The following is a 23340-nucleotide window of genomic DNA, read 5'->3' as shown; positions in this document are numbered from 1 at the left end:
ATGGATAAGAACATGATTTTACACCTGCCTTTCGATGACCCGGACGGTAGTATAGCTTACGACTTTTCACAGTACCGCAACGATGCCACCTTATCGGATGGTGCGGATTTTTCTAAGAAATCTAAAGTGGGTAAATCACTTGCTTTGAATGGTACGGGCGAATGCGAAACAGCTCGTTCCATACCCTTTAGCGGTAATTTTACACTTTGTTTTTGGGTGCTGCCTGTTTCTCAAAAGTTAGGCTGGGTGCTGAATATGCCCGGTATAGACAATTATAAAGAGCAATGGCTTGATGTAATGCCCGATGGCTGGATTTTCTTTGCTTTCGTTAAGTCCGGCAATATGTTTACCGTCTATGAGAACACGACCCGGATATTCAGTGAAATATTACCAAAGACACCAACAGGGCTTTCCATCAACGACCAATCACTTTTTGGGACGAAAGCCTTGCTGGACGAAGTGAAACTGTTTGACGTGGCGAAAGAACCCCGTGAAATATTCGAGTTGCAGAAAGATACGGATGTGGAATATTTCATAGACGGAAAGAACTTCAAGGAGTTTGGGGTATTCGTTTCCAAAAGTGCCGGATTGGTTGGACGGTTGGAGCGCAAAGAAGCCTTGCAAGTGAACTGGGACAATTACCACGGTATTGTAAGGGATAAGAAGCGACCACGCTACAAGGAACGCAACATTACACTGGATTGCTTTATTGAGGCTTCGGGACGTGCCGCCTATGTGGAATGGGTAAACCTTTTCTTTTCCCAATTCGATGCGGAGGGGAACCACCGTTTGCGTGTGGACTATGACGGAAAGGCAAAGCCTTTGGTATATGAAGTGGAATTGCTGGATGAGGCAGACCCGGAAAAGAGCTGGGGACAATATAGCAACGATTTGATGGTGGGTACATTCCGTTTAAAGCTGGTGGAAGATGAACCTGTGAAAAAAGTGCTTAGATATATAGGTGGAACTGCAAACGGCAAGGCTACGATTACCGTCACTTCGTCCAAGCTGCTTAATATCTATTGGGGTGACGGCACGCACACTTACGATGTGTCCGGCAGCGAACAAACGATAGAACACACTTACGTTACACCCGGTGAATACGAGATAATCGTTTCGGGCGTGATTGAAGACATTGAAAAATTTGAAACCAATGCTATTGTGATATGGGAACTCTTGAAATAATCAGGCGCAACGGTGAAAAGGTACGCTTGTTTTCCAAAGAGCCGTTTTGTACGCTGAAATCAGCCGCTCAAAACAGTTCCTTAATGGGGGATGATAACGTACAGCTTTCCATTGTTTCCTCTGAGTTGCTTAATTTAGGCAAGGGAGATAAAATCATAGTGGAGGGTGAAGAATACACCATCCGTACTAAGGTGAACCGTGAAATGCTTTCGGACAACCATTATGTGCATGATGCCACTTTCTACGGAGTGATGTACGAGCTGATGAAAAGCCTGTACCGAAACACCGATGCAAACGGGAAATCCAGCAAAAGCACGTTTGACCTCACTTATAATATCCGGGACTTTGTAAAGGTGCTTATCTACAACGTGAGCCGTGACTATCCGGGCTTATGGGCTTTCGATGAAGCTAATTGCCCGGACACAGAACCCCGTACCATTTCCTTTGCCCGTAACAATTGCCTACAGGTTTTGCAAATGCTTTGCAGTGACCGTGAATTTGATTTGGAGTTTCTCATTACCCAAAAGGACGGGGTGCGTACCATCCACATAGGAAAGTTCGGTGCAAAAGTTGTGCCCCCGGGTGGCAACGCTTTCTTTGAGTGGGGCAAAGGCAACGGCTTGTACAAGCTCAAAGAGCAAAAGGTAGATGATAAGACCATTATCACAAGACTTTGGGTGGAGGGTGGCACGACCAACATTCGGAGTGATTACAGGGACTATTCAGAACGCCTACAGCTTCCGTTTCCAGTGCGTTTGAACAAAAAGGAACACAAACTATGGGACGGTACAATAGTACCGCCTCAGAGCGAATATATAGGCATATCCGATGATAACAAGCGTTATTTGGAGGATGGCGATTTGAGGGATGCACTGGGTAGTGATGAGGATGCTGTGACGTATGATAATATTTTCCCGAAACGGACGGGTACGGTTACTGCTTTGGTGGCTGATGATATAAACAGCTTCATTGATGATACAATGGACTTTGACCTGAACGAGAAAGACGATAAAGGTACAAAGTATCTGATTAACGAGGTATCGGCAAAGATTACTTTCATTTCGGGTAAATTAGCCGGACAACAATTTGAATTGGCGCAAAAGGGAGGATACGACCATGCAACAAAAAGGTTTACGCTCATTCCATTTACGGACAACAGGGGGCTAACTATTCCTACCACTGAAAGCGAGGCTTACCGAATAACGGAGGGTGACACGTATAAGATTACGGATATTCACCTGCCTAAATCTTATGAAGATGATGCAGAGGAAGATTTATGGTATGCCGGATATAACGAGTTCAAGCCACGCACACAGGCACGGGCGCAATATCAGCTTACCTTTGAACGCTCCTACTTTCTGAACGCTTTGCCAAGCGATAGCGAAACAACCGTCTTTCATGTGGGTAACTATGTACCCGTGAAAGATGAGCGTTTCGGTATTGAGAAGAATATCCGCATCCAAAAGGTGACAAAGAACCTGCTTGTGGAGCATGACTATACACTGACCCTTTCGGACATTACAGCCATTTCCCCAATCACTCAAACGGTTGTGGATGTGGGACGGCACGAAACAATCATAGAAAACAATCGGCTTCGGGACTTGACTAAGGCACGGAGGGGATGGCGTACAACAGAGGAACTGCGTACAATGGTGTATGATACGGACGGTTATTTTGACCCCGAAAACATCAAGCCCAATTCCATTGACACCAATATGCTTACGGTGGGGTCTAAGAGCCAACAATTTGTTTTGATAGATGTGATACTGCAAGCCAACGTAAACGGAATATCCAATCGTTTTGATGCTTCTGCCGGGGTATTGGCTCACTTGACTATTGATGATGAGATAATCAAGCATTGGAACATGGCGGCTGGCTCATTCACTCTATCAAGCCCAAAGGGGTACTATGTGTTTGCCAAGTGCTCCAAGAAAAGCACGGATGGCATTTGGTATGTGACACAGGAACAACTAAAGGTTGAACCAACCGAAGACCCGAACAACTATTATTTCCAAGTGGGTATATTGGGGTCGGTGCATTCGGATGATGATTTCAGGGACTTTACCACTACCTACGGATTTACCCGTATCAACGGAAACACTATCACTACGGGTAAGATTATAACAAGCGATAAGGAGTGCTATTTGGATTTGGACGGCAACAAGTTCCGTATCGGTGATTCTTCAAGTTCTATTGATTGGAACGTAACGGCAAAACGCCAATTAACATTGCACAACGTCCGTTTGCTTTCTGATAGTGGGGACACCTCACATATCGGGGTGTTCCGTGGCACATATAATCCGAAGTACGTGTACTATGCCGGGGATGAGGTGACTTATACGGTGAATGGTGAAACGTGTACTTACCGATACACCAACCCCACGCCAAGCATGGGCAACCTGCCTACCAATTCCGTATATTGGTCGGTTGTGGCGAAAGGTTCTACTGGGGATAAGGGAGAAAGCGGTTTATCCGTATTCTATACCTATAATGACAGTGAAACCAAGCCTGCCACCCCTACGGGGGATGGCTCTACGGGAGGTTGGCACAGAACTTCGTCCGAAAACGTGGTTTGGATGAGTATAAAGAACGCCAAGACCGATACGGAGGGTGCGTGGGGTATTCCTTTTCGTGTGCGTGGTGCTGATGGTACTTCAATCAATATCAAAGGTTCTAAGGACAATGTTTCACAACTGCCTACCGTTGGAAATTCAGAGGGCGATGCTTATCTAATCGGGGGCAACCTCTATATTTGGGATGGCACGAACTGGAAAGATGTTGGAGCTATTAAGGGGGAAGATGGAAAGAGTAGCTATCTTCATAAGAAGTATTCCGATGATGGCGGCAAAACGTTCACAGCCGGAAACGGTGAAACACCCGGAAGATGGTTGGGTTTGTATGTGGATATGATACCCACCGATAGCGACAAACCAAGTGCCTACAAGTGGAGCGACACGAAAGGACAAGACGGAACGCCCGGTTTACCCGGTGAAGATGGGCGTACTCCATACTTCCATATCAAGTATTCGGACAACGGGGGAATGTCGTTCACTGCAAACAATGGTGAAGAGCCGGGCGATTACATAGGGCAATACACCGACTATGTGCAGAAAGACAGCGACAACCCGATGGATTACACGTGGGCTTTAATTAAAGGAGAATCGGGTACGGGTGGAACGGATGCCGGAGCTGGCGAATACTACGAATACCGTTACGCTAAAAATGGCTCGACTTCAACGCCCCCCACTTTGGATATTAATTCTTCCAATCCTGCCGGATGGACTACGGAAATGCCAACACTTGATGAGTTTGAATACTTGTGGTGCATCATGGCTAAGAAGTCCGGGCTTGCAGACCGTACCAAGTTCTATTTGCCCATTGAGGAAAACAATTTTTCTGATGTTTCGGGTAATGGCTACAATGGCGTATTGGGTAGTGGAACGGTGGTAAAGGACGGAACGAGATATGCCCTCAATCTGAGTGGTGGAATGGAGAGCCGTATTCCTTATGATTTACCCTTTGGGGAAAGTTTTACACTCTGTTTTTGGATGAAGTCAGAACAAAGGCAAATAAAGTGGATGTTGAACGGGTATAACGGTAGGCACTATGTGGAAAAGAGTATTGCAATCACGCCTAACACGTGGTTTCACCTTGCATTCCGCTTCAATGACCGCACCGTTACGGTATTCAAAAACGGGGAGCAATTACATAGTGGCAGTGTTAATATCATGGCTGTAGGCTTTGCTATTTACGATGATGATGTATTCGGCTCTGCCGTATATTTCGATGATGTGCGTTTGCTGATGGGAGCTTTGCCTGTGAATGATATTGCTTCCGTGATGAATGGCAAGGCAGACACGATGGTACAGAAATGGAGTACCCCTGTACGTATAAACTCCTATAATGGTGATAAAGGCGAACCGGGTACGAGTGTAACGTTGGCAGATGTGGAGTATGCGCAAAGCACGTCTAATACCGTTGCGCCTACTACGGGGTGGCAGACAACCGCTCCTACATGGATTGACGGGCGGTATATATGGAGTAGAACGAAAGTGTCTTATTCCGATAATACGACCACATACACTAAGGCGGTTTGTATTACAGGCGGCAAGGGTACTACTGGTGTTGGGGTATCGTCCATTGTGGAGCAATACTACCTATCCAGTTCGGCAACCTCATTGCTTGGTGGCTCATGGGGTACAACACGCCCAACTTGGAAAGATAAATGGTATATATGGACACGCTCGGTTATCACTTATACGAATGGAACGAGCGACACCACGGCTGCAATATGTGTCACGGGGTCGAAAGGTGATAAAGGCGAACCGGGTGATAAGGGCGAAAAAGGAGATAGCCCGGCTGCTGTATATCAAGGATTGTACAGTAGTAGCAAAACTTATTACGGCAACAAATACAGGTTAGATGTGGTAAAGTACAATAATGTGTTTTATGTTGCCCGTATTGATGCAGGAACGTTCTCGGGTGTCGTGCCGACCAACACAAGCAAATGGAATACTTTTGGGGCGCAATTCGAGAGTGTGGCAACCAACCTATTGTTGGCTGAAAACGCCAATATAGCCGGGTGGGTATTCCGTAACGGACGTTTGGAAAGTCAGAATGGAAATGTATATATGGACGGGAATAAAGGCGAAGTACGTCTAAAAGGCACATTGCAACTATCAACAGGATTTAGCGGCAATTTCTCCGATGTAAACCTATTCTATCTTCCGGAAACGACAAGCGAACGCAATATTACTATGGGCTATGAAAAAGAGGATATAGGTAAAGTATGTCGGCTTTATAATAGTGGGGCTTTTGGTAAAGCCAATTATCTTGTTGAGATGAATACGTTTTCAATAACTGATAATGTTACTTCGTCAAGTTCATCTTTATATGCTTTAATAAGACCGCAAGAAATTGTCGAAATGACTTGTTTTGAGCGTAATGGAAGTACGCCAAGTAAAATTCTTGGAGAGTGGACGATAACAAGCCGTTTTTCAAGAGATGATTTTATAACAAATGGAGCTACTGGGCGTTTTGCCCGTATTATGGCGATGGGTACGTTCTATGGTAGTAGTGGCGCAAGTGTAAGCGGCAAGTTTTTCGATGGCAGAAACCTAAGAGAGGTATTTACCGCATCAAGACAAGATACCGGGCGTTACAGACTTTCGTTTGCGAATGGTACACTGCCAAGCGGCTACATGGTAATGGTTTGCGGAAATGGTACTATAAGCGGAGGCTCTAACCCGTTAAAGGCGAATGTGTATGTACAATATTCTACCTATTTTGAGGTAATGACTTCCGATGATAGTTCAAGGAATGACGGCAATTTCAATTTTGTAGTGTTTGCCCCGGATTGGGATTATAAATATTGATATATTGAAAGGAGGTGTTTATAATGGCAAAGAAAGGCGGTAAGAAAACAAGTAAAAAAGGCAAGGGTGGATGTAAATAGCCCTCATGTGTTTAGTTTTGTCTGAAAATGTGTTTAGCGAACACATTTATGATTATATTTGCAGTTAGATAAACTTGATTTACTTAGTGAATTATGGAAACAACAATGTATAGCCTGCGGATTCTTTCCAAAGGCAAGGTTACAGACCTTTCCAATGGTTTTGCTTTGGGTGGTGTTCCGTTTACCATCTTTGTACGACCTAAAGAGGTTACGATGGAAACAAGTACGCTGCTTAAATGCAAGCTCATTTGTGATAAGGAATTTAGTATGTTCCCCGTACCTATCGGGGATTGGACGCCCGGAGCGATAACCGTAATATCCCCAAACGGTATCGACCTTTCGGTATATGATGTGTATTGGGGTGCTGGTGAAACATTAAATAACTTATAGCTATGGGATTATTATTGGGAAGCGGAAACACGAAACCGCAATATCCTTACGACCAATGGTATGGGGTGCAAGGTGATTTCAACTCACAGGACTACAAACTAAAGCGTGTGGGTAATTTGGATTTGCACCGTACATTACCCATTCAAGCGAAGCTGAAACGCTTTGTGGAAAACCCTGACGGCTCGGTTAAGTATTACCTTAACCAAAATGACAGCCGTAAAAAGGATTCGGGTGCAACGGCTGTGATTGACAGCACGGACGGTAATGTAATGCTTGAAAAGCCGGAATATTACTTCAAGTTGGAGATAGAGGGGACGAAATGGATTCGTGCCTATTCCGAATATCCGTTGCCCGGCTTTATCAAGATGGAACGAAAGACGGTAAGCCCGTGGTATGCAACGGTGGATATTACCAACTCTGTAGCCGTTTCGGGATGTTGGCTCACTTGGAATGGCGATGAAATTGCAAGGGATTCAGACGGATTTGTTATACTCAAAGCGAATGCCGCACAATTCAGAGGTGGTTCGGGTGCTGGTGATGCCGCTAAGGATGGTACTTACAACTCCATGTTGGGTATGCCTCGTACTTCCATTTCAAAGGCTGGTGTTCGTCCTCTTTGCAAGAACGGAACACACCACGGGGCGTACAGGGTGTACAATGAAATTGCTTGGTTGCAACGTGTGGAATATGCCTCATTGCACTGCCAAGATGCTTACACCGAAACGCTGACTGCTGACGGATTCCATCAAGGAGGCTTAGGGAGTGGTCCGGTTGTTAATGGTACGGAGTGGAATACATGGGGAGGTTACAGACCCTTTGTGCCTTGCGGTGTTACTGCAACGCTGGGAAACAACACGGGTAAGGTGTCCTACACCATCAAGGGATGGACTGGTGGCGATAAGGTGGTACAAGTAACCTCTTACCGTGGCTTGGAAACTCCTTATGAATACTTGTGGATGCTTGCTGATGATGTACTAATTTGGCATAAAGCGGATGTGTCTATTGCCTATGTATGCGAAGACCCGACAAAATTCACCTCTCATTCAGATAGTGCTACTACCGTACCTATCGGATATGAAGCCATTACGGAGCTTCCACGAACTGAGGGCTATGTGCTTTCTATGGCTCATTCCACTAAAGGTTATTCCTTTGCCGAAAAAGTAGGAGGTTCAAGTAATAAAGGGTATTGCGATTACTATTGGACTCCCACAGGTGGTAGTACGTGGTCTGCTGTAGGCTGGTATGGTGCCCTTTTGTCTGCTCGTGCGCTTCATGGTGCGAGTGCGGGTTTCGGTTATCTGTCTGCGGGTAATCGTTCCTCGGTTGCGCTTGCGTACGTTGGGTTCCGCTTGTGCCGTTTTTGACGGACTGCAAAACTCGGTGAACGGAGCAACGAAAATGGCGTTGGATTGAAAAAAATAAAAACATAACAGGGTTGTGGCGGCTGGTGCCCTTTTGTCTGCTAATGCGAATAATGGTGCGAATGCGGGTTTCGGTTATCTGAATGCGAATAATCGTTCCTCGAATGCGAATGCGAACATTGGGTTCCGCTTTTACCGTGGTTTCAACTTATAACTGTTGCTGCCACGCCCTTACCTCACAGGGACTATCGGCACGTCTGATAGTTGGTAAAATAATATGGATTAGGACGGTGCAAGTAAGTAATTGAAAGCTCTGTTTTAGAACAACGGCACAAATGGGTGTAGTAAAGACTGAATACGGGTTATGTTATACGGCTGATACCTGCTTTAATCAATACTCGGATTTTGAGGATTGCGGTTTATATGTCGGTGATACAGGAAAGATATTCATTTCCCAAGCTAAGAAAATTAAGAATGTTTATCACCTGATATATGAATGCTCCAACCTCATACGGGCGCAATATAAGGCACAGCAAGGCAAAGGAGAGCGTACCGAAATATCCAAGTTCAATGAGAACATTTTGGAGAATTTGGATAGCTTGTACTGGGACTTGCGCAATGAAACTTATACCCCCGGTGAATATCGGATTAAGGTTATATATGAGCCGAAAGAAAGGGTGATTATGATTGCCCCGTTCTTCCCGGACAGGATAGTACACCATTGCATTATCAATGTGTTGGGGCGTTACTGGACTAACTTCTTCATTGCGAATACATACGCTTGTATCAAAGGGCGTGGTATTCATAAATGTATGGAGGATGTGCATACGGCTTTAATCATAGACAGAAAAGGTACAAGGTTCTGTTTGAAGATTGACATCAAGAAGTTCTATGATAACATAGACCACGCAGCATTGAAAAGGATAATCCGCTACACTATAGCGGATGAACAACTGTTAAGGCTGTTGGATAAGATAATAGATAGTAACGGTAAAGACAAGGGGCTGCCAATAGGCAATTTCACAAGTCAATATTTGGCTAATCTCTATTTAGCATATTTCGACCATTGGGTTAAAGAAGAACTGGCTAAGATAGTGATGAAGCGTTTTGGGGTGAAAATCTACTACTATCGCTATATGGATGATATGGTGATACTATGCGCTGACAAAGAGGCACTGCATTTCGTACTCGACATGATGGGGCTTTACTTGGGTGGCGAATTGAAAGTAGAGATTAAAAGCAACTGGCAGATATTCCCGGTTGATGCTCGTAGCATTGATTATGTGGGATTCAAACAAAACCATTACGGCATATTGCTAAGAAGCGGTATTCTGAAAAGGTTTTATAAGAAATTCCACCGCACCATCAATAAATACGAAATCAAAGATGAAACGGATATTAAACACTTCTTCCCATCTGAATATGGCTGGATAATCAGATGCTCGGAGGAACACAGTAAATTCATTTTTAATAATTGTTTGAACGATGGAAGCAAATGTTTTGACTACAGGGCTGCTGGCTAAGACTAAGCCGGAGGTGATAGATTCTCTTAATAACGGGCAGGGAACGTTCCTTTATAACCATAACATCAAAGAGGTTAAGGTTATTGCAGACAAAGAGGGTGGCATTGAGATTACGACTGATGCGGAACGTGCCACAGGCACGATGTTCCAATATGACAGCGTGAGGGTGGAATATCCAAAAACGGCTGATAATATTTTCAGCACGTTGCTTACTGCAAGATACCCGGCTAAGACAGAAAGTAAGCTGGTAAACGAATATCAGTCTGCCATGCTGGGATTGCTTGCCGAAAGTGCGAAATCCCCCTATGAGAACTTTTTGAAAGACCGTTTGGCTATCCGTGAAATGGTGGATGCCGATTGTGAAACCTATAATATACCGATGGACTTATGAACGAGGTAATGGACTTTGAGGAAACAGAATCCTTGAATGAAGATATTTTCGATTGTGAATACACCTCAGTAGATGCCGTGATTAATGAGGTCACGGTGTTTACGGGATGTAAGGAAAGACAGACAGAGAACGGAACGAGAACACTAATCGCCTATGGCGAGGGTATCGGTGCATCCGCTTTCTATACTGATAGTAAGAAGTTGAAAGATGTTGTTTTAGACCCGAAGCGCAAATATCCATTTCGTGCCGTAATCAAAGTGGTACGCTATGGAACGATGTACGGGTTTAAGTTCTTTCCACCGAATACTCCAATCACGCAGGAGGATAGGGATAACTTTGAGTATTACAAGCGAAACAAGTATAAGAAAAACCGATGATGGAAGAAAGTTTGAAAGTAGCACAAGGCATAAGCGATTTTGGCTTTATGGTGATAGTGTGCGCTGTGTTTCTCTGTTTGGCGGCTGCACTTATGGTAGCTTGTTTCAAGTGGTTCAAGTCTATCATTAACGACATGATTAAAAGCAATCAGTCTATGGTAGCCGAACTTCTGACGGAAACCAAAACCCAAAATGATATGCTCACTGACATTGCAGAGGGGTTAAGACCCGAAACGCAGTTGCGGATAAAAAACATATCAAGCATTTACTTTGACCTTGCCGTTGAGAGGGTTTGCCGTATAATAAAGAAAGTGCGTGAAGAAAACCACATCGCAGACCGTGAAGCCACGAAAGCGAAAGTACACACCTTGATTATGAATATGCACGAGGACAGAAACAGCCGATTTGATGCACATTCGTATCGAGGGAAACGATTGTCAAGCTACACTTCGCCCGAATGGATTGAATGGGTAGAGCAATGTGTGTTGTCAGAGGTTTATGCGGAAACGGTGAACAATGGCAGAGCTTATACCAATGTACAAATGGTATATGACAGAATTAAAATAGATTTTTACCATAAATTGAATCAAGAATGAAGATACTTATAGACAATGGGCATGGAGAAAATACACCGGGTAAACGCAGCCCGGATGGAACTTTCAGGGAGTATGCCTATACAAGAGAAATTGCGGATGAAGTCGTGCGTGAACTGGCTAAACGTGGCTATGTAGCGGAACGCATTGTTAAGGAGAACTTGGACGTGCCTTTGGCTGAACGTGCAAGGCGTGTGAACGAGATTTGCGCCCGATATGGAGCTAATAACGTGTTGCTTGTTTCCATCCACTGCAATGCTGCCGGGAATGGCGAATGGATGAATGCCCGTGGATGGTCTGCCTATACCACTAAGGGCAAAACGAAAGCTGACGAACTGGCAAACCGAATGTATGATGCTGCCGCTTGCTTTATTACCGGGCAAAAGATTAGGCGTGACTATTCGGATGGCGACCCGGATTGGGAGGAAAATTTTTACATCCTTTCCAAGACGAAATGCCCGGCTGTATTGACGGAAAATTTCTTCATGGATAACAAGGAAGATATTGCTTACCTTACATCTATGGAGGGGAAACAAAACATTGTGAACACCCACGTAGAGGGTATAATCCAATACATCAAGGAATATGAGAAATAAAGCGTTTTTGATATTAATCGCCCTCTGTGGGCTTTTGATGGCGGCTACCTTTGGGCTATGGGCTTATTGTTCCAAGTTGAAATCAGAAAAGGAAAGATTGGATGGCAACCAAACCGCCTTGTTGGAGAAAATTGAATTTTACCAAACAGAATCCGGAAAATCCGCTGCTTCTGTACAGGCATTGACTTTATCCAAGTCTGAGGTGGAAAAGCATTGTGCCGACTTGACGAATACCGTTAAGGAACTTGACTTGAAAGTAAAGAGGTTACAAGCGGCTTCCACGAATGCAACAAAAACGGAGGTGGAGGTACAAACCATAGTTAAGGATAGCATTATATACCGTGATACATCCTATCTTAAAGTCCAAGCGATACGATGGAAAGACCCGTGGATAAATGTTGATGGCTTAATCATGCCCGATAAGAAACTGGATTTACGCATACAATCTGTAGATACCCTATTTCAAGTAGTGCATAGAGTGCCTAAGCAATGGTTGTTTTTCCGATGGGGAACAAAGGCTATTAGGCAAGAAGTTGTAAGTAGCAATCCCCATACCAAAATAGTGTATTCGGAATATATAGAATTGAAGAAACGGAAAAAGAAATGATTAGGTGTTAGTAATAGAGTAGAACTTTTGTTCTGAGCCGGGTTCGCTGTGAAGTGCGCCCGGTTTTTCTTTGTCCTTTGAAATAAAAGTCATATCTTTGCAGTACCGATTCTGAAAATCGGTGTTGCATTGTACCCCTGTATTCTTCTTTTGGAGAGGCAGGGGTATTCAACAAAAATGCAAAAGTTCTACTATAGTTCTACGAAAAATTGAAATAGTCTCGCAAGTGACTGATACTCAAAGTTGGGTTAGAAGTTTCCTAAACTTTAGATAGGGGTTCGATTCCCCTCGGGGCTACTATAAAGAAGAATCTATGGGAAGTTGTGTTGTAGGCTTTCATACTGTATTAAGTTTTACAATGGCTTCTTTTAAGATTAACGTCTTATAGCTTCTATTTGTTTTAATAATCAATAGAAAAGCCTCTTCCGAATATCCGGAAGAGGCTTTTCTATTTGGGGAGTTTGTTATTCTTCCGTAGCCGGTACTACGACTTTCTTGTTCTTCATCATGTTGTATGCAATCGGAGATGCAATGAACAGTGAAGACAATGTACCGATAACCACACCGAGAATCATTGCGAATGCGAAGCTGCGGATTGAATCACCACCGAGGATGAAGATACACAGCAATACGATTAATGTACTCAATGATGTATTAATGGTACGAGCCAGTGTAGTGTTCAGAGAGTCGTTGAACAACATGCGCTTGTCACGTTTCGGGTACAAGCCGAAGAACTCGCGCACACGGTCGAAGATTACCACCTTGTCATTAATAGAGTAACCGATAGCCGTCAGGATAGCACCGATGAATGTCTGGTCGATTTCCAGTGAGAACGGCAGGATACCCCAGAACAGTGAGTAGGCACCGATAATCATAATGGTGTCACTTGTCAAGGCTACGATAGAACCGATACTGTAAGCAATGTTGCGGAAGCGGATTAAGATGTATAAGCCGATTGCAATCAATGCCAATACTACAGAGTAGATAGCGCCTGTCTTGATGTCGTCTGCGATACTCGGACCTACCTTCTGTGAACTTACGATACTACCACCTGTGTGATTGTCGCGGTCAATGAAAGTTTCCAATGTAATGTTCTGAGTCAGTACCGGTTTCAATGTCTCGTACAGATATGCTTCGATTTCCGAGTCCACATTGTTACCTGCATCTTCGATGCGGTAGTTTGTGCTGATACGTACTGTTTTCTTGTCTGTACCGATAGCGATTACACTGACGTTAGCATCACCGAACTTGCTGGAAATCAGTTCGCGTACTTGTTCCGGTTCAACCGGGTTTTCGAACTGTACCTTGAAGTTACGTCCACCGGTGAAGTCGATGCTCTGACTCAAACCACGGATAGCAAATGAACCGATGCAAACAATGATAATTGCGCTGACGATAATCATGGATCTCTTGTTGGTTCCCATGAAGTCGAAATGCGTATTGGCCATCAGATTCTTTGAAATCTTGGTCGTAAATGTCAGGTTCAACCACTTGTCTTTGTTCATGAAGTGTTCATAAACAATACGAGTAATGAACACTGCGGTAAAGAAGGATATCAAGATACCGATCATCAATGTCGTAGCAAAACCACGAATCGGACCAGTACCGAAGTTGAATAGGATGATACCTGTGATGATGGATGTCAAGTTAGAGTCGAAGATGGCCGAGAATGCGTTGGAATAACCGTCAGCAAGTGCTTTCTTCACTGCCTTGCCTGCACGAAGCTCTTCTTTTGTACGTTCATAGATAAGTACGTTCGCATCCACTGCCATACCCAGTGACAATACCATACCGGCTATACCGGACATTGTTAACGCAGCCTGGAAGGATGAAAGGACACCCAGTGTGAAGAAGAAGTTGAGGACTAATGCGCAGTTGGCAACCATACCCGGGATGAAACCGTACATGGAGCACATGTAAATCATCAACAGAATCAGCGCTACAACGAATGAGAAAATACCTGCGTTGATAGATTCCTGACCCAGTGACGGACCAACGATATCTTCCTGTACGATGTGAGCCGGAGCCGGCATCTTACCTGATTTCAATACGTTTGCCAAGTCTTTGGTCTGTTCCGGAGTGAAGTTTCCGGAGATTTCAGAATGTCCGCCGGTAATTTCTGTATTTACATTCGGTGCGGAATATACATAATTATCCAATACGATAGCAATAGCGCGGCCGATGTTCTGTTTGGTCAACTGTGCCCAACGACGTGCACCGTCATTGTTCATAGCCATAGTAACTATCGGTTTGCTGTATTGGTTGAATTCGTCTTTTGCATCTGTGATAACATCACCTTCCAACGGAGCCTTGCCGTTGCGTTCTGTCACTTTGATGGCATACAGTTCGAATGTCTGTTTTTTCTTGTCAAAGTCAGCGGCAGATACACCCCATTTCAGACTAAGGTCTTTAGGCAGTTCGGCTTTCACTTCCGGCATCGCCAGGTATTTGTTGATGTCGGCAGTGTCTTTGTAGTTGGCATAACCGATAACAGGACCCTGTCCGCTGGAATTCAACTGAAGCATTGACAACAGAGGATATTGCTTTTTGATTTCTTCCATGTTGACGGCTGCTTTGTCTTCAGCGGCTGCATCACCTTTCAAGGCGGCTGCAAGGCTGTCGGCAGCGCTTACAGCTTTTTCCTCAACCGGAGTAGCTTCGGTAAGGGCTGCTTCAATAGTATCTGTATCAGCTGTTGTTCCTTCTGTTAAAATACCACGCAATTTAGCGTCTGCAGATTGCATGGCAGGAAGAATTTCTTTAGCTGTATATGTTTCCCAAAATTCCAGATTAGCCGAACCTTGGAGAAGTTTTCTCACGCGTTCCGGTTCTTTAATACCCGGCAATTCTACCATGATGCGACCCATTTTGTCTTCCAGGCTTTGGATGTTCGGCTGAACGACACCAAAACGGTCGATACGGGTACGAAGAACGTTGAATGAGTTTTCAACTGCGGCTTTTACTTCTGCTCTTAGCACTTTTTCAACTTCAGCATCTGTTGATTTCTGGTTAACTTTATCTTTCAACTGTTGTGTTGCGAAGAGTTCGGAAAGTTTTGCGTCCGGAGCAATTTTGTGGTATTCTCTGATGAATAGGGTGATAACATCATCCTGACTGTTGACAGCCTGTTTTGCAGCTGTCGCCAATGCGTTGTTGAAAGCTTCATCCGGCTTGTTGTCTGCCAATGCTTTGATAACATCAGGTATGGAAACTTCAAGGATAACGTTCATACCACCTTTCAGGTCCAAACCTAAACTAATCTCCATCTCACGACAATCTTTCAGCGTCCAGTTACCCAGCCATACTTTCTCGTTGGAGAGAGAGTCGAGGTAGTCCTGTTCCACTTTCGGGTCGCCGTTCGCAATTTCTTTCGCCTTGTTGGTATAATGGCGTGTTACGAAGGAGAAGGAGAGGTAGAACACGCATACCAGCGTGAGTAATACCGCAAAAACCTTTACAAATCCTTTGTTTTGCATTTTACTTTTAATTTATGATGATTACTTTTTTAATTTAATTTTCAGTTAAATTCTGTCGTACACAAGTGCTTTTTGCCGCATACAAGGCTGCAAATATAGTTTTTTTTTCACATTTATATGTAAGAAGCCCTCAAATATTTGATGTTTAAGGGCTTTTTTGCAGAATTATTTCATTCCTCTGTTTTTCAGTAGCGGTTCCAGGCTCGGCTCTGCTCCGCGGAAATTCTTGTAAAGTACCATCGGGTCTTCGCTGTCGCCCTTTTCCAATACGTTGTGGCGGAACAAGTCGGCAGTGTTCTTATCAAAAATTCCGTGTTCTTTAAAGGCTTCGAAAGCGTCGTTGTCCAATACATTCGCCCACAGGTAGCTATAGTATCCGGCAGCGTATCCGCCGATGATGTGGTTAAAGTAAGTGACACGGTAGCGGGGGGCTATTTCGGGGATAAGGCCGAGCTTGTCCATGGCTTCTTTTTCGAAAGAAAGCATGTCTATATTCTTTACATCTGTTACGGTGTGCAAGTTCATGTCGAGGATGGCGGCAGCCAGCAATTCGGTGGTCATGAAGCCCTGATTGAAAGTCTTCTGTTGCAGTATCTTTTCGATGATTTCGTCGGGTATCACTTCTCCTGTCTGATAATGTTTGGCATACATTTTCAGTACTTCCGGTTCGGTAGCCCAGTGCTCGTTGATTTGTGAAGGAAGTTCTACAAAGTCGCGCACTACGTTTGTGCCGGACGTTCCTTTGTATTCGCATTTGGTCAGCAGTCCGTGCAGGCCATGTCCGAATTCGTGGAACAATGTCTCTACTTCATCCATTGTCAGCAGGGAAGGAGTGTCGCCTACCGGTTTGGTGAAGCTGCAGACGTTGCATACTAGCGGACGGGTTGCCCCCTGTTGTTCGCGGTAGTTGCTCATCCATGCACCGCCGCTTTTGCCGGCACGCGGGAAGTAGTCAACATAGAAGATACCGAGTTGTGAACCGTCTGCATCTTTTACTTCAAAGACTTCTACGTCAGGATGATAGGTTGGGATGCCTTCGAGCTTGCTCAGGGTGATGCCGTATAGCTTGTTGGCTACCGCAAATGCGCCTTCGCGTACGTTCTCCAGTTTGAAGTAGGGTTTTGTATCTTCTTCAGACAGGTTGTATTTCTCTTTCCGCAGTTTCTCGGTATAATACCACCAGTCCCATGCTTCCAGTTTTTCGCCTTTGCCTTCTTTGTCCATCAATTTTTGAAGTTCCTCCGCTTCCGCTTTCGCTTTCGGCAATGCATAGCTCCAGAGGTTGTTCAAAAGTTCCATTACGTTGGTGGCGTTCTTTGCCATTGTTTCGTCCAGGACGAAGTTGGCGTAGCAGTCGAAACCTAATAAATTGGCTTTTTCCAGACGGAGAGAAACGATTTTGCGGATATTCTCTTTATTGTCGTTTTCATTGTCGTTGTTTCCCCGGTTGATGTAGGCTTTGTACATTTGTTCGCGGAGCGGACGGCTTTCGGAATATTGCAGGAAAGGCAGACGACTGGCATTGTGCAGGGTAAACAGCCATTTGCCTGGTTGTCCGGCTGCTTTTGCTTCTTTGGCTGCGCTTTGGCGGAACCATTCGGGCAGGCCGACCAAATCTTCCTCTTTATCAACGAAGAGTTGGAAAGCATTATTCTCGTTCAATACATTGTTGCTGAAAGTGATGCCGAGTGTGGAAAGTTCCTTGTTGATTTCACGGAGACGGACTTGTTTCTCTGCGCTGAGGTTGGCTCCCGAACGGACAAATCTCTTGTAGGTTTTATCCAGCAAACGTGCCTGTTCTGTTGTCAGGTTCAATGAGTCTTTCTGCAAGTACACGTTGTTCACACGCTTGAACAGTTTCTCATTCAGGGAGATATTATCCTCATGTTCCGAAAGGACCGGAGCCATTTTCATGGAAAGTTCGGTGAGGGCGTCGGTGGTCTCCGCATCTGTCATATTGAAGAAGATAGCACTTACGCGGTCGAGGATAGGCGCGCTGTTATCCAGGGCTGCGATTGTATTCTCGAAAGTCGGGATTTCCGGGCTTTCGATGATAGCTTCTATATTTTGGTTCTGCTCCTCGATACCTTTCAGGAAGGCAGGCTCGTAGTGTTCCAGTTTAATCTTGTCGAAAGAAGGAACACCATACTGGGTTTGAAACTCTGTAAAGAAAGGATTGCTTTCTGTTTTCGTAGCACAGGAGTACATCATACAACTTACTGCTAAAATGGTTAGTGTTTTTTTTATCATCATATGTGTTTTATATTAGAGTTCACAGTTCTTATCGCTTGCTGATATAGCACCAGATAGGGTAGTGGTCGGAAGCTTTGATTGACTGGTCTACGGTGCAATTATAAGCTTTCAGGTTGGGGCTTATCAGGATATTGTCGATTCGGAAATAGAACTTGTTCTGATTATAGGAAATCCCCAGCCCCTTGCCGGAGTGGGTAAATGCGTCGTCCAGCTTTTGGGTCAGGATACGGTGTGTGTACGAGATGGAACCCTCGTTGAAGTCACCGCACGCAATAATGGTCGGATATTTGCTTTCCGCTACATAGTTGGCTACGGAGTCTGCTTGTGACGCACGGATGGCCGATGCTTCCGCGAGCTTCCTGACTAGTTGCCGAAGTCCGGTTTTCACCTTTTGCGCATTCGGGTCTTTTATCATGTCTTCGTAGATTCCTCTGTCTTCCTTGGTGAGCTTGTTGGATTCCAAGTGATTGTTTATCAACATAATCGTGTCGTTGTTTACATTCAGTACGTATCTCATAGAACCGTTATAACTGCTTTCGTACCTGATGGGACGTGCGGATAGTATGGGAAATTTGGAGAAACAGGCTAGCTGTACCTCTCCTCTTCCTTGCTGGCGGATAGACTGGTAAGGATAGGCTTTCAGCGCTTCTTTCACATCCTGCTCCGTTAGAAATTGCTTGTTGGTGGCTGTATTATATTCCTGCAGGCAGATAATGTCGGCTTTGCTATTTGCCAGATACGACAGGATAGGGTTTTCCCCGTCTTTCTTTTCCATATGATTAAAACTCATTACGTTGTAGGATAGAAGTTTGATGCTTCCTTCAGGGATTGTTTTGGTGGTGGAATTGAAAGGGATATACGTCCGAATTTGCGGAATACAAACCAGAAAACCGATGATTGGCAATAACGCGTAGCGGTAATTGATAAATGCCCAAAAAATAAGGAACAGGAAGTTGACAGCCAGAAATATCGGGAACGCAAGTCCGAGACTGGAAGCAAGCGGGTTTGCTTTGGGACTGAGATAAGGGCTATACGCACTTAATATCAACGTTCCCACAAAGAAAGCGTTGATGGCCAGTATCAGAAATGCGACAATTTTGCCTATATGTTCCATTCTTTTATCTTTTGCTTGCGTCGAACAAGCTTTTCTTTTCTTCTGTAGTCAGACTGTCGTAACCGGACTTTTTCAGTTTTTCCAAAATGCGGTCTACTTCGTCGGACTGTGCTTTCTTGCGGGCATTGTAATCGTAATCCTTCTCACGACCGGTAGCACTGTTGCCGTAGTGTACTTTCATTTTGGGCTTTCGTTTCCATGTTTTCTTTTGGAACAGAAAAATGAAACCATCCAGAATCCGGTTAATCCAAGAAGTTAAATCAACGCCTTTACTCAGACTTGCGGCAAACCAAAGTCCGGCGAGCGCACCGCCTAAATGGGCGATATGTCCGCCTGCGTTGCTGGAGGTGATGGATAATACATCAATGCCGATAACGATTAACGCCAGGTATTTGAGTCGGATAGCGCCGAACAGGAAGAGTTGTACCCGGTAGTTTGGTTCACGGTATGCCGTTGCTGCTACGATAGCCAGTACGGATGCCGATGCACCTACTAGTGTGGAGCCCGCCACCTGCGAACTGAATAAAGGAAATGCATTGTAGGCGACCATATATAATAAACCGCCGCAGATACCGCCCAATACATACAAACCTCTCAGATGCTTTGCCGAAAAGAAGTAGAGAAACAGACTTCCGAACCAGTACAGCCATAGCATATTGAACAGGATATGTAGGATGCCTGCATGCATGAACATATAGGTGAACAGTGACCACGGCTGATGGATAAAGCCGATAAACGATGCCGGCAGGGAAAAAATACTGAATATATCAAGGATATTGAAATTGAATAGTTGCAGGAAAACATTAACCAGTGTGCCGATAATAAAAATACCGACGTTAATATAAATCAGCTGGATAAAAATGTTTCCTCTTCTGAACGTTTCTTTTAAATCAGCTATAATATGTCTCATTGTTATTGTTTTTTTTTCTCCAATATAAAATCAGAATCAGTCCGAACAACATTCCCCCCAGGTGGGCGAAGTGAGCGATATTGTCTCCGGCACTATCGGCTAGTCCCGCCCATAATTCGATTGCGGCATATCCGATAACAAAGAATTTCGCTTTGATAGGGAAGGGTAGCGGGAAGACGAACAGGCGGTTGTCGGGAAACAACATACCGAATGCCAGCAAAATGGCGTAGACCGCTCCCGAAGCACCTACGGTAGTCATCATATTCAGAAATTCTTCCATGGGGATGATTCCCGTACCTATGTTTACTTGTGCGTAATGGCTCAGTTCCGTCACATACTGGATATACTGCACTCCTTCCTGAATAAGCCCTGCACCGATGCCGCAAAGGATATAGTAAAACAGAAAACGTTTCGGTCCCCAAGTTTGTTCGAGAATCGAACCGAACATGAAAACGGCGAACATATTGAAGAAAATGTGGCTGAATCCGCCGTGCATGAACATATAAGTGATAAGTTGTGCCGGATTGAAATCGCTTGCAAGGAAAAAATGCAATCCCAGATAGTTCGTTAAGTCTATACCGTATCGTTGGGCAACGAATGTACCGAAAAATACCAATACATTGATAATTATCAGGTTTTTAGTTACAGTTGGCATCATTTTAATTTCTGAATATTTAGATAATAAACGCAAAAGTACGAATAAATTCTGTTTTAAAGCATGAAAAAGACTTCCTATTAGCTCTTTTTCAATAATTTGCTGCGTTTTTTTTATGTTTTTATTTGATATGTTGTTTTGTTCGGTTATATTTGTGAAATCAATTCCTTGAAAGATAATCTTTTGTGTAACATATATATTAATTAATCATTCACGTATTATGAATAAGTCTGAACTTATCAGCGCAATGGCTGCTGAATCTCAAATGAGCAAAGCCGATGCAAAAAAAGCACTTGATGCTTTCATCACTTCAGTTACTAATGCTATGAAAGCTGGCGAAAAAGTATCCCTCGTTGGTTTTGGTACTTTCTCTGTAAGCGAAAGGGCTGAAAGAACTGGTATTAACCCTTCAACAAAGGCAACTATTACTATTCCTGCAAAGAAAGTAGCTAAGTTTAAAGCTGGTGCTGAATTGTCTGCAGCTGTTGAATAAGACATATAGTTGAAAGAATTTGGAAAGAGGAGACGTGATGCGTCTCCTTTTTTTTGTATCTTTGCGCGCAAGAAACAACTTGATTATGAAGATAGAAGATAAAATTGTAGCGTCCGTCATTAGCGGACTGAAGGCACTCTACGGTCAGGAAGTCCCTGAAAAGATGGTGCAAATCCAAAAGACCAAAAAAGAATTTGAAGGACATCTGACGCTGGTTGTGTTCCCTTTTCTGAAAATGTCGAGAAAAGGCCCGGAACAGACGGCGCAGGAAATTGGCGAATATCTGAAGGCTAACGAACCGGCAGTGGCTGCCTTTAACGTGATAAAAGGGTTTCTGAACCTGACTATCGCATCAGCTACGTGGATTCAGTTGCTGAATGAGATTCAGGCTGACGAACAATATGGTCTGGTAAAAGCTACCGAAACTTCGCCGTTGGTGATGATTGAATATTCTTCTCCGAATACGAACAAGCCGCTTCACTTGGGACACGTGCGTAACAACCTTTTGGGTAACGCATTGGCTAACATTGTGGCTGCAAACGGCAACAAGGTGGTAAAGACCAATATCGTTAACGACCGTGGCATCCATATCTGTAAATCCATGTTGGCATGGAAGAAATACGGCAACGGTGAAACTCCCGAGACTTCCGGCAAGAAAGGCGACCATCTGGTAGGTGATTATTATGTATCTTTCGATAAGCATTATAAGGCGGAAGTTAAGGAACTGATGGCTGGATATACAGCACAGGGAATGAATGATGAAGAGGCGAAGGCGAAAGCGGAAGCTGCTTCCCCATTGATGCAGGAAGCCCGTGAAATGCTTGTGAAGTGGGAAGCAGGTGACCCGGAAGTACGCGGATTGTGGGAGATGATGAACAACTGGGTATATGCCGGTTTCGATGAAACCTACAAGAAGATGGGTGTCAGCTTCGACAAGATATATTATGAATCCAACACCTATCTTGAAGGAAAAGAGAAAGTGATGGAAGGACTGGAGAAAGGTTTCTTCTTCAAGAAGGAAGACGGCTCTGTGTGGGCTGACCTGACTGCTGAAGGGCTGGACCATAAGTTGCTTCTCCGTGGTGACGGCACATCTGTTTACATGACGCAGGACATTGGCACAGCTAAACTCCGTTTTGCCGATTATCCCATTGACAAGATGATTTATGTAGTGGGTAACGAACAGAACTATCATTTCCAGGTGCTTTCTATCCTGCTTGACAAACTCGGCTTCGAGTGGGGCAAGAGTCTGGTTCATTTCTCTTACGGAATGGTGGAACTGCCGGAAGGTAAGATGAAATCCCGTGAAGGTACGGTGGTGGATGCTGACGACCTGATGGAAGAGATGATTACCACTGCCAAAGAAACTTCGCAGGAACTGGGCAAACTGGACGGCTTGACACAGGAAGAAGCGGATGATATTGCCCGTATCGTCGGTTTGGGTGCTTTGAAGTATTTCATCCTGAAAGTGGACGCCCGTAAGAACATGACGTTCAACCCGAAAGAATCTATTGACTTCAACGGCAACACAGGACCGTTCATCCAATATACCTATGCCCGTATCCAGTCCGTACTTCGTAAGGCTGCCGAATCGGGAATCGTGATACCCGAGCAGATTCCTGCCGGTATTGAATTGAGTGAAAAAGAAGAAGGACTGATTCAAATGGTTGCCGATTTTGCCGCTGTTGTCAAACAGGCAGGCGAGGACTACAGCCCGTCTATCATCGCCAATTACACCTACGACCTGGTGAAAGAATACAATCAGTTCTACCACGACTTCAGTATTTTGCGCGAAGAGAACGAAGCGGTGAAAGTGTTCCGTGTCGCTCTGTCGGCAAATGTAGCTAAAGTGGTTCGTTTGGGTATGGGCCTGTTGGGCATCGAAGTTCCTTCACGAATGTAAGAACAATCGGATATTTATCTGAAAAAAAACAGGGTGCCGGTCTCACGTTGACCGACAC

17 protein-coding genes are annotated in these 23340 nt (G+C 44.5%); 12 read left to right on the top strand and 5 right to left on the bottom strand.

Translation table 11 applies throughout. The annotated features are described in order from the left end of the window. The 10 genes from NSB03_RS02300 (at position 1) to NSB03_RS02255 (ending at position 12478) form a co-directional block, all read left to right on the top strand. Complete coding sequence (locus NSB03_RS02300; protein ID WP_008642527.1) at positions 1-1185, top strand: hypothetical protein; 1185 nt, start codon at positions 1-3, stop codon at positions 1183-1185. After that, positions 1167-6560, top strand: a complete 5394-nt coding sequence (locus NSB03_RS02295; protein WP_228099421.1) for a LamG-like jellyroll fold domain-containing protein — start codon at positions 1167-1169, stop codon at positions 6558-6560. The genes NSB03_RS02300 and NSB03_RS02295 overlap by 19 nt, the downstream gene beginning before the upstream one ends. Before the next feature lie 173 nt (positions 6561-6733). Next, complete coding sequence (locus tag NSB03_RS02290; protein WP_024986348.1) at positions 6734-7030, top strand: hypothetical protein; 297 nt, start codon at positions 6734-6736, stop codon at positions 7028-7030. A 2-nt stretch (positions 7031-7032) separates the two neighbouring features. Then, positions 7033-8394: a hypothetical protein gene (locus NSB03_RS02285; protein ID WP_024986347.1), complete on the top strand. Its 1362-nt coding sequence runs from the start codon at positions 7033-7035 to the stop codon at positions 8392-8394. A gap of 332 nt (positions 8395-8726) precedes the next feature. Next, the gene (locus tag NSB03_RS02280) at positions 8727-9914 is read left to right on the top strand and encodes a reverse transcriptase/maturase family protein (RefSeq protein WP_008642534.1); all 1188 of its coding nucleotides are present in this window, start codon (positions 8727-8729) and stop codon (positions 9912-9914) included. Further along, positions 9877-10305 (top strand): hypothetical protein, encoded by a 429-nt coding sequence (locus NSB03_RS02275; RefSeq protein ID WP_005650561.1) that lies wholly within the window; start codon positions 9877-9879, stop codon positions 10303-10305. The genes NSB03_RS02280 and NSB03_RS02275 overlap by 38 nt, the downstream gene beginning before the upstream one ends. Then, positions 10302-10682 carry a DUF8468 domain-containing protein gene (locus tag NSB03_RS02270; protein WP_005650559.1) on the top strand — a complete coding sequence of 127 codons (381 nt, stop codon included), beginning with the start codon at positions 10302-10304 and terminating at the stop codon, positions 10680-10682. The genes NSB03_RS02275 and NSB03_RS02270 overlap by 4 nt, the downstream gene beginning before the upstream one ends. Further along, a complete protein-coding gene (locus tag NSB03_RS02265) occupies positions 10679-11278 on the top strand; it encodes a hypothetical protein (RefSeq protein ID WP_009038912.1) in 600 nt (199 codons plus the stop codon). Before NSB03_RS02270 ends, NSB03_RS02265 begins: the two co-directional genes overlap by 4 nt. After that, positions 11275-11871 carry an N-acetylmuramoyl-L-alanine amidase gene (locus tag NSB03_RS02260; RefSeq protein ID WP_005650556.1) on the top strand — a complete coding sequence of 199 codons (597 nt, stop codon included), beginning with the start codon at positions 11275-11277 and terminating at the stop codon, positions 11869-11871. Before NSB03_RS02265 ends, NSB03_RS02260 begins: the two co-directional genes overlap by 4 nt. Further along, positions 11861-12478: a DUF6549 family protein gene (locus NSB03_RS02255; RefSeq protein WP_008642540.1), complete on the top strand. Its 618-nt coding sequence runs from the start codon at positions 11861-11863 to the stop codon at positions 12476-12478. The genes NSB03_RS02260 and NSB03_RS02255 overlap by 11 nt, the downstream gene beginning before the upstream one ends. A 464-nt stretch (positions 12479-12942) precedes the next feature. Here the strand turns inward: NSB03_RS02255 and secDF are convergent, their stop codons facing one another. From secDF to NSB03_RS02230, 5 genes are all read right to left on the bottom strand, one after another. Beyond that, positions 12943-15954 carry a protein translocase subunit SecDF gene (secDF, locus tag NSB03_RS02250; protein ID WP_121765579.1) on the bottom strand — a complete coding sequence of 1004 codons (3012 nt, stop codon included), beginning with the start codon at positions 15952-15954 and terminating at the stop codon, positions 12943-12945. A gap of 165 nt (positions 15955-16119) precedes the next feature. Continuing rightward, entirely contained in the window at positions 16120-18204 is a 2085-nt protein-coding gene (locus tag NSB03_RS02245; protein WP_024986346.1) for a M3 family metallopeptidase, read from the bottom strand. Between the two features lie 31 nt (positions 18205-18235). After that, positions 18236-19321: an endonuclease/exonuclease/phosphatase family protein gene (locus NSB03_RS02240; protein WP_257466188.1), complete on the bottom strand. Its 1086-nt coding sequence runs from the start codon at positions 19319-19321 to the stop codon at positions 18236-18238. 4 nt (positions 19322-19325) lie between these two features. Next, on the bottom strand, positions 19326-20231 hold the full coding sequence (locus tag NSB03_RS02235) for a rhomboid family protein (RefSeq protein ID WP_024986345.1): 906 nt from the start codon (positions 20229-20231) through the stop codon (positions 19326-19328). Continuing rightward, a complete protein-coding gene (locus NSB03_RS02230; protein WP_024986344.1) occupies positions 20212-20886 on the bottom strand; it encodes a rhomboid family intramembrane serine protease in 675 nt (224 codons plus the stop codon). The genes NSB03_RS02235 and NSB03_RS02230 overlap by 20 nt, the downstream gene beginning before the upstream one ends. A 202-nt stretch (positions 20887-21088) precedes the next feature. Between NSB03_RS02230 and NSB03_RS02225 the strand changes: the two genes are divergently transcribed. Continuing rightward, on the top strand, positions 21089-21379 hold the full coding sequence (locus NSB03_RS02225) for an HU family DNA-binding protein (RefSeq protein ID WP_255202416.1): 291 nt from the start codon (positions 21089-21091) through the stop codon (positions 21377-21379). An 85-nt stretch (positions 21380-21464) separates the two neighbouring features. Continuing rightward, positions 21465-23282, top strand: coding sequence for an arginine--tRNA ligase (gene argS, locus NSB03_RS02220; RefSeq protein WP_024986343.1), 1818 nt, complete (start codon positions 21465-21467; stop codon positions 23280-23282). Positions 23283-23340 lie beyond the last annotated feature (58 nt).

This window comes from Bacteroides acidifaciens, from assembly GCF_024623065.1.
GTDB classification, from domain to species: Bacteria; Bacteroidota; Bacteroidia; order Bacteroidales; family Bacteroidaceae; genus Bacteroides; species Bacteroides acidifaciens.
Note: the sequence above shows the minus strand (reverse complement) of the source record. Positions and strands in the feature narration are given on the sequence as shown.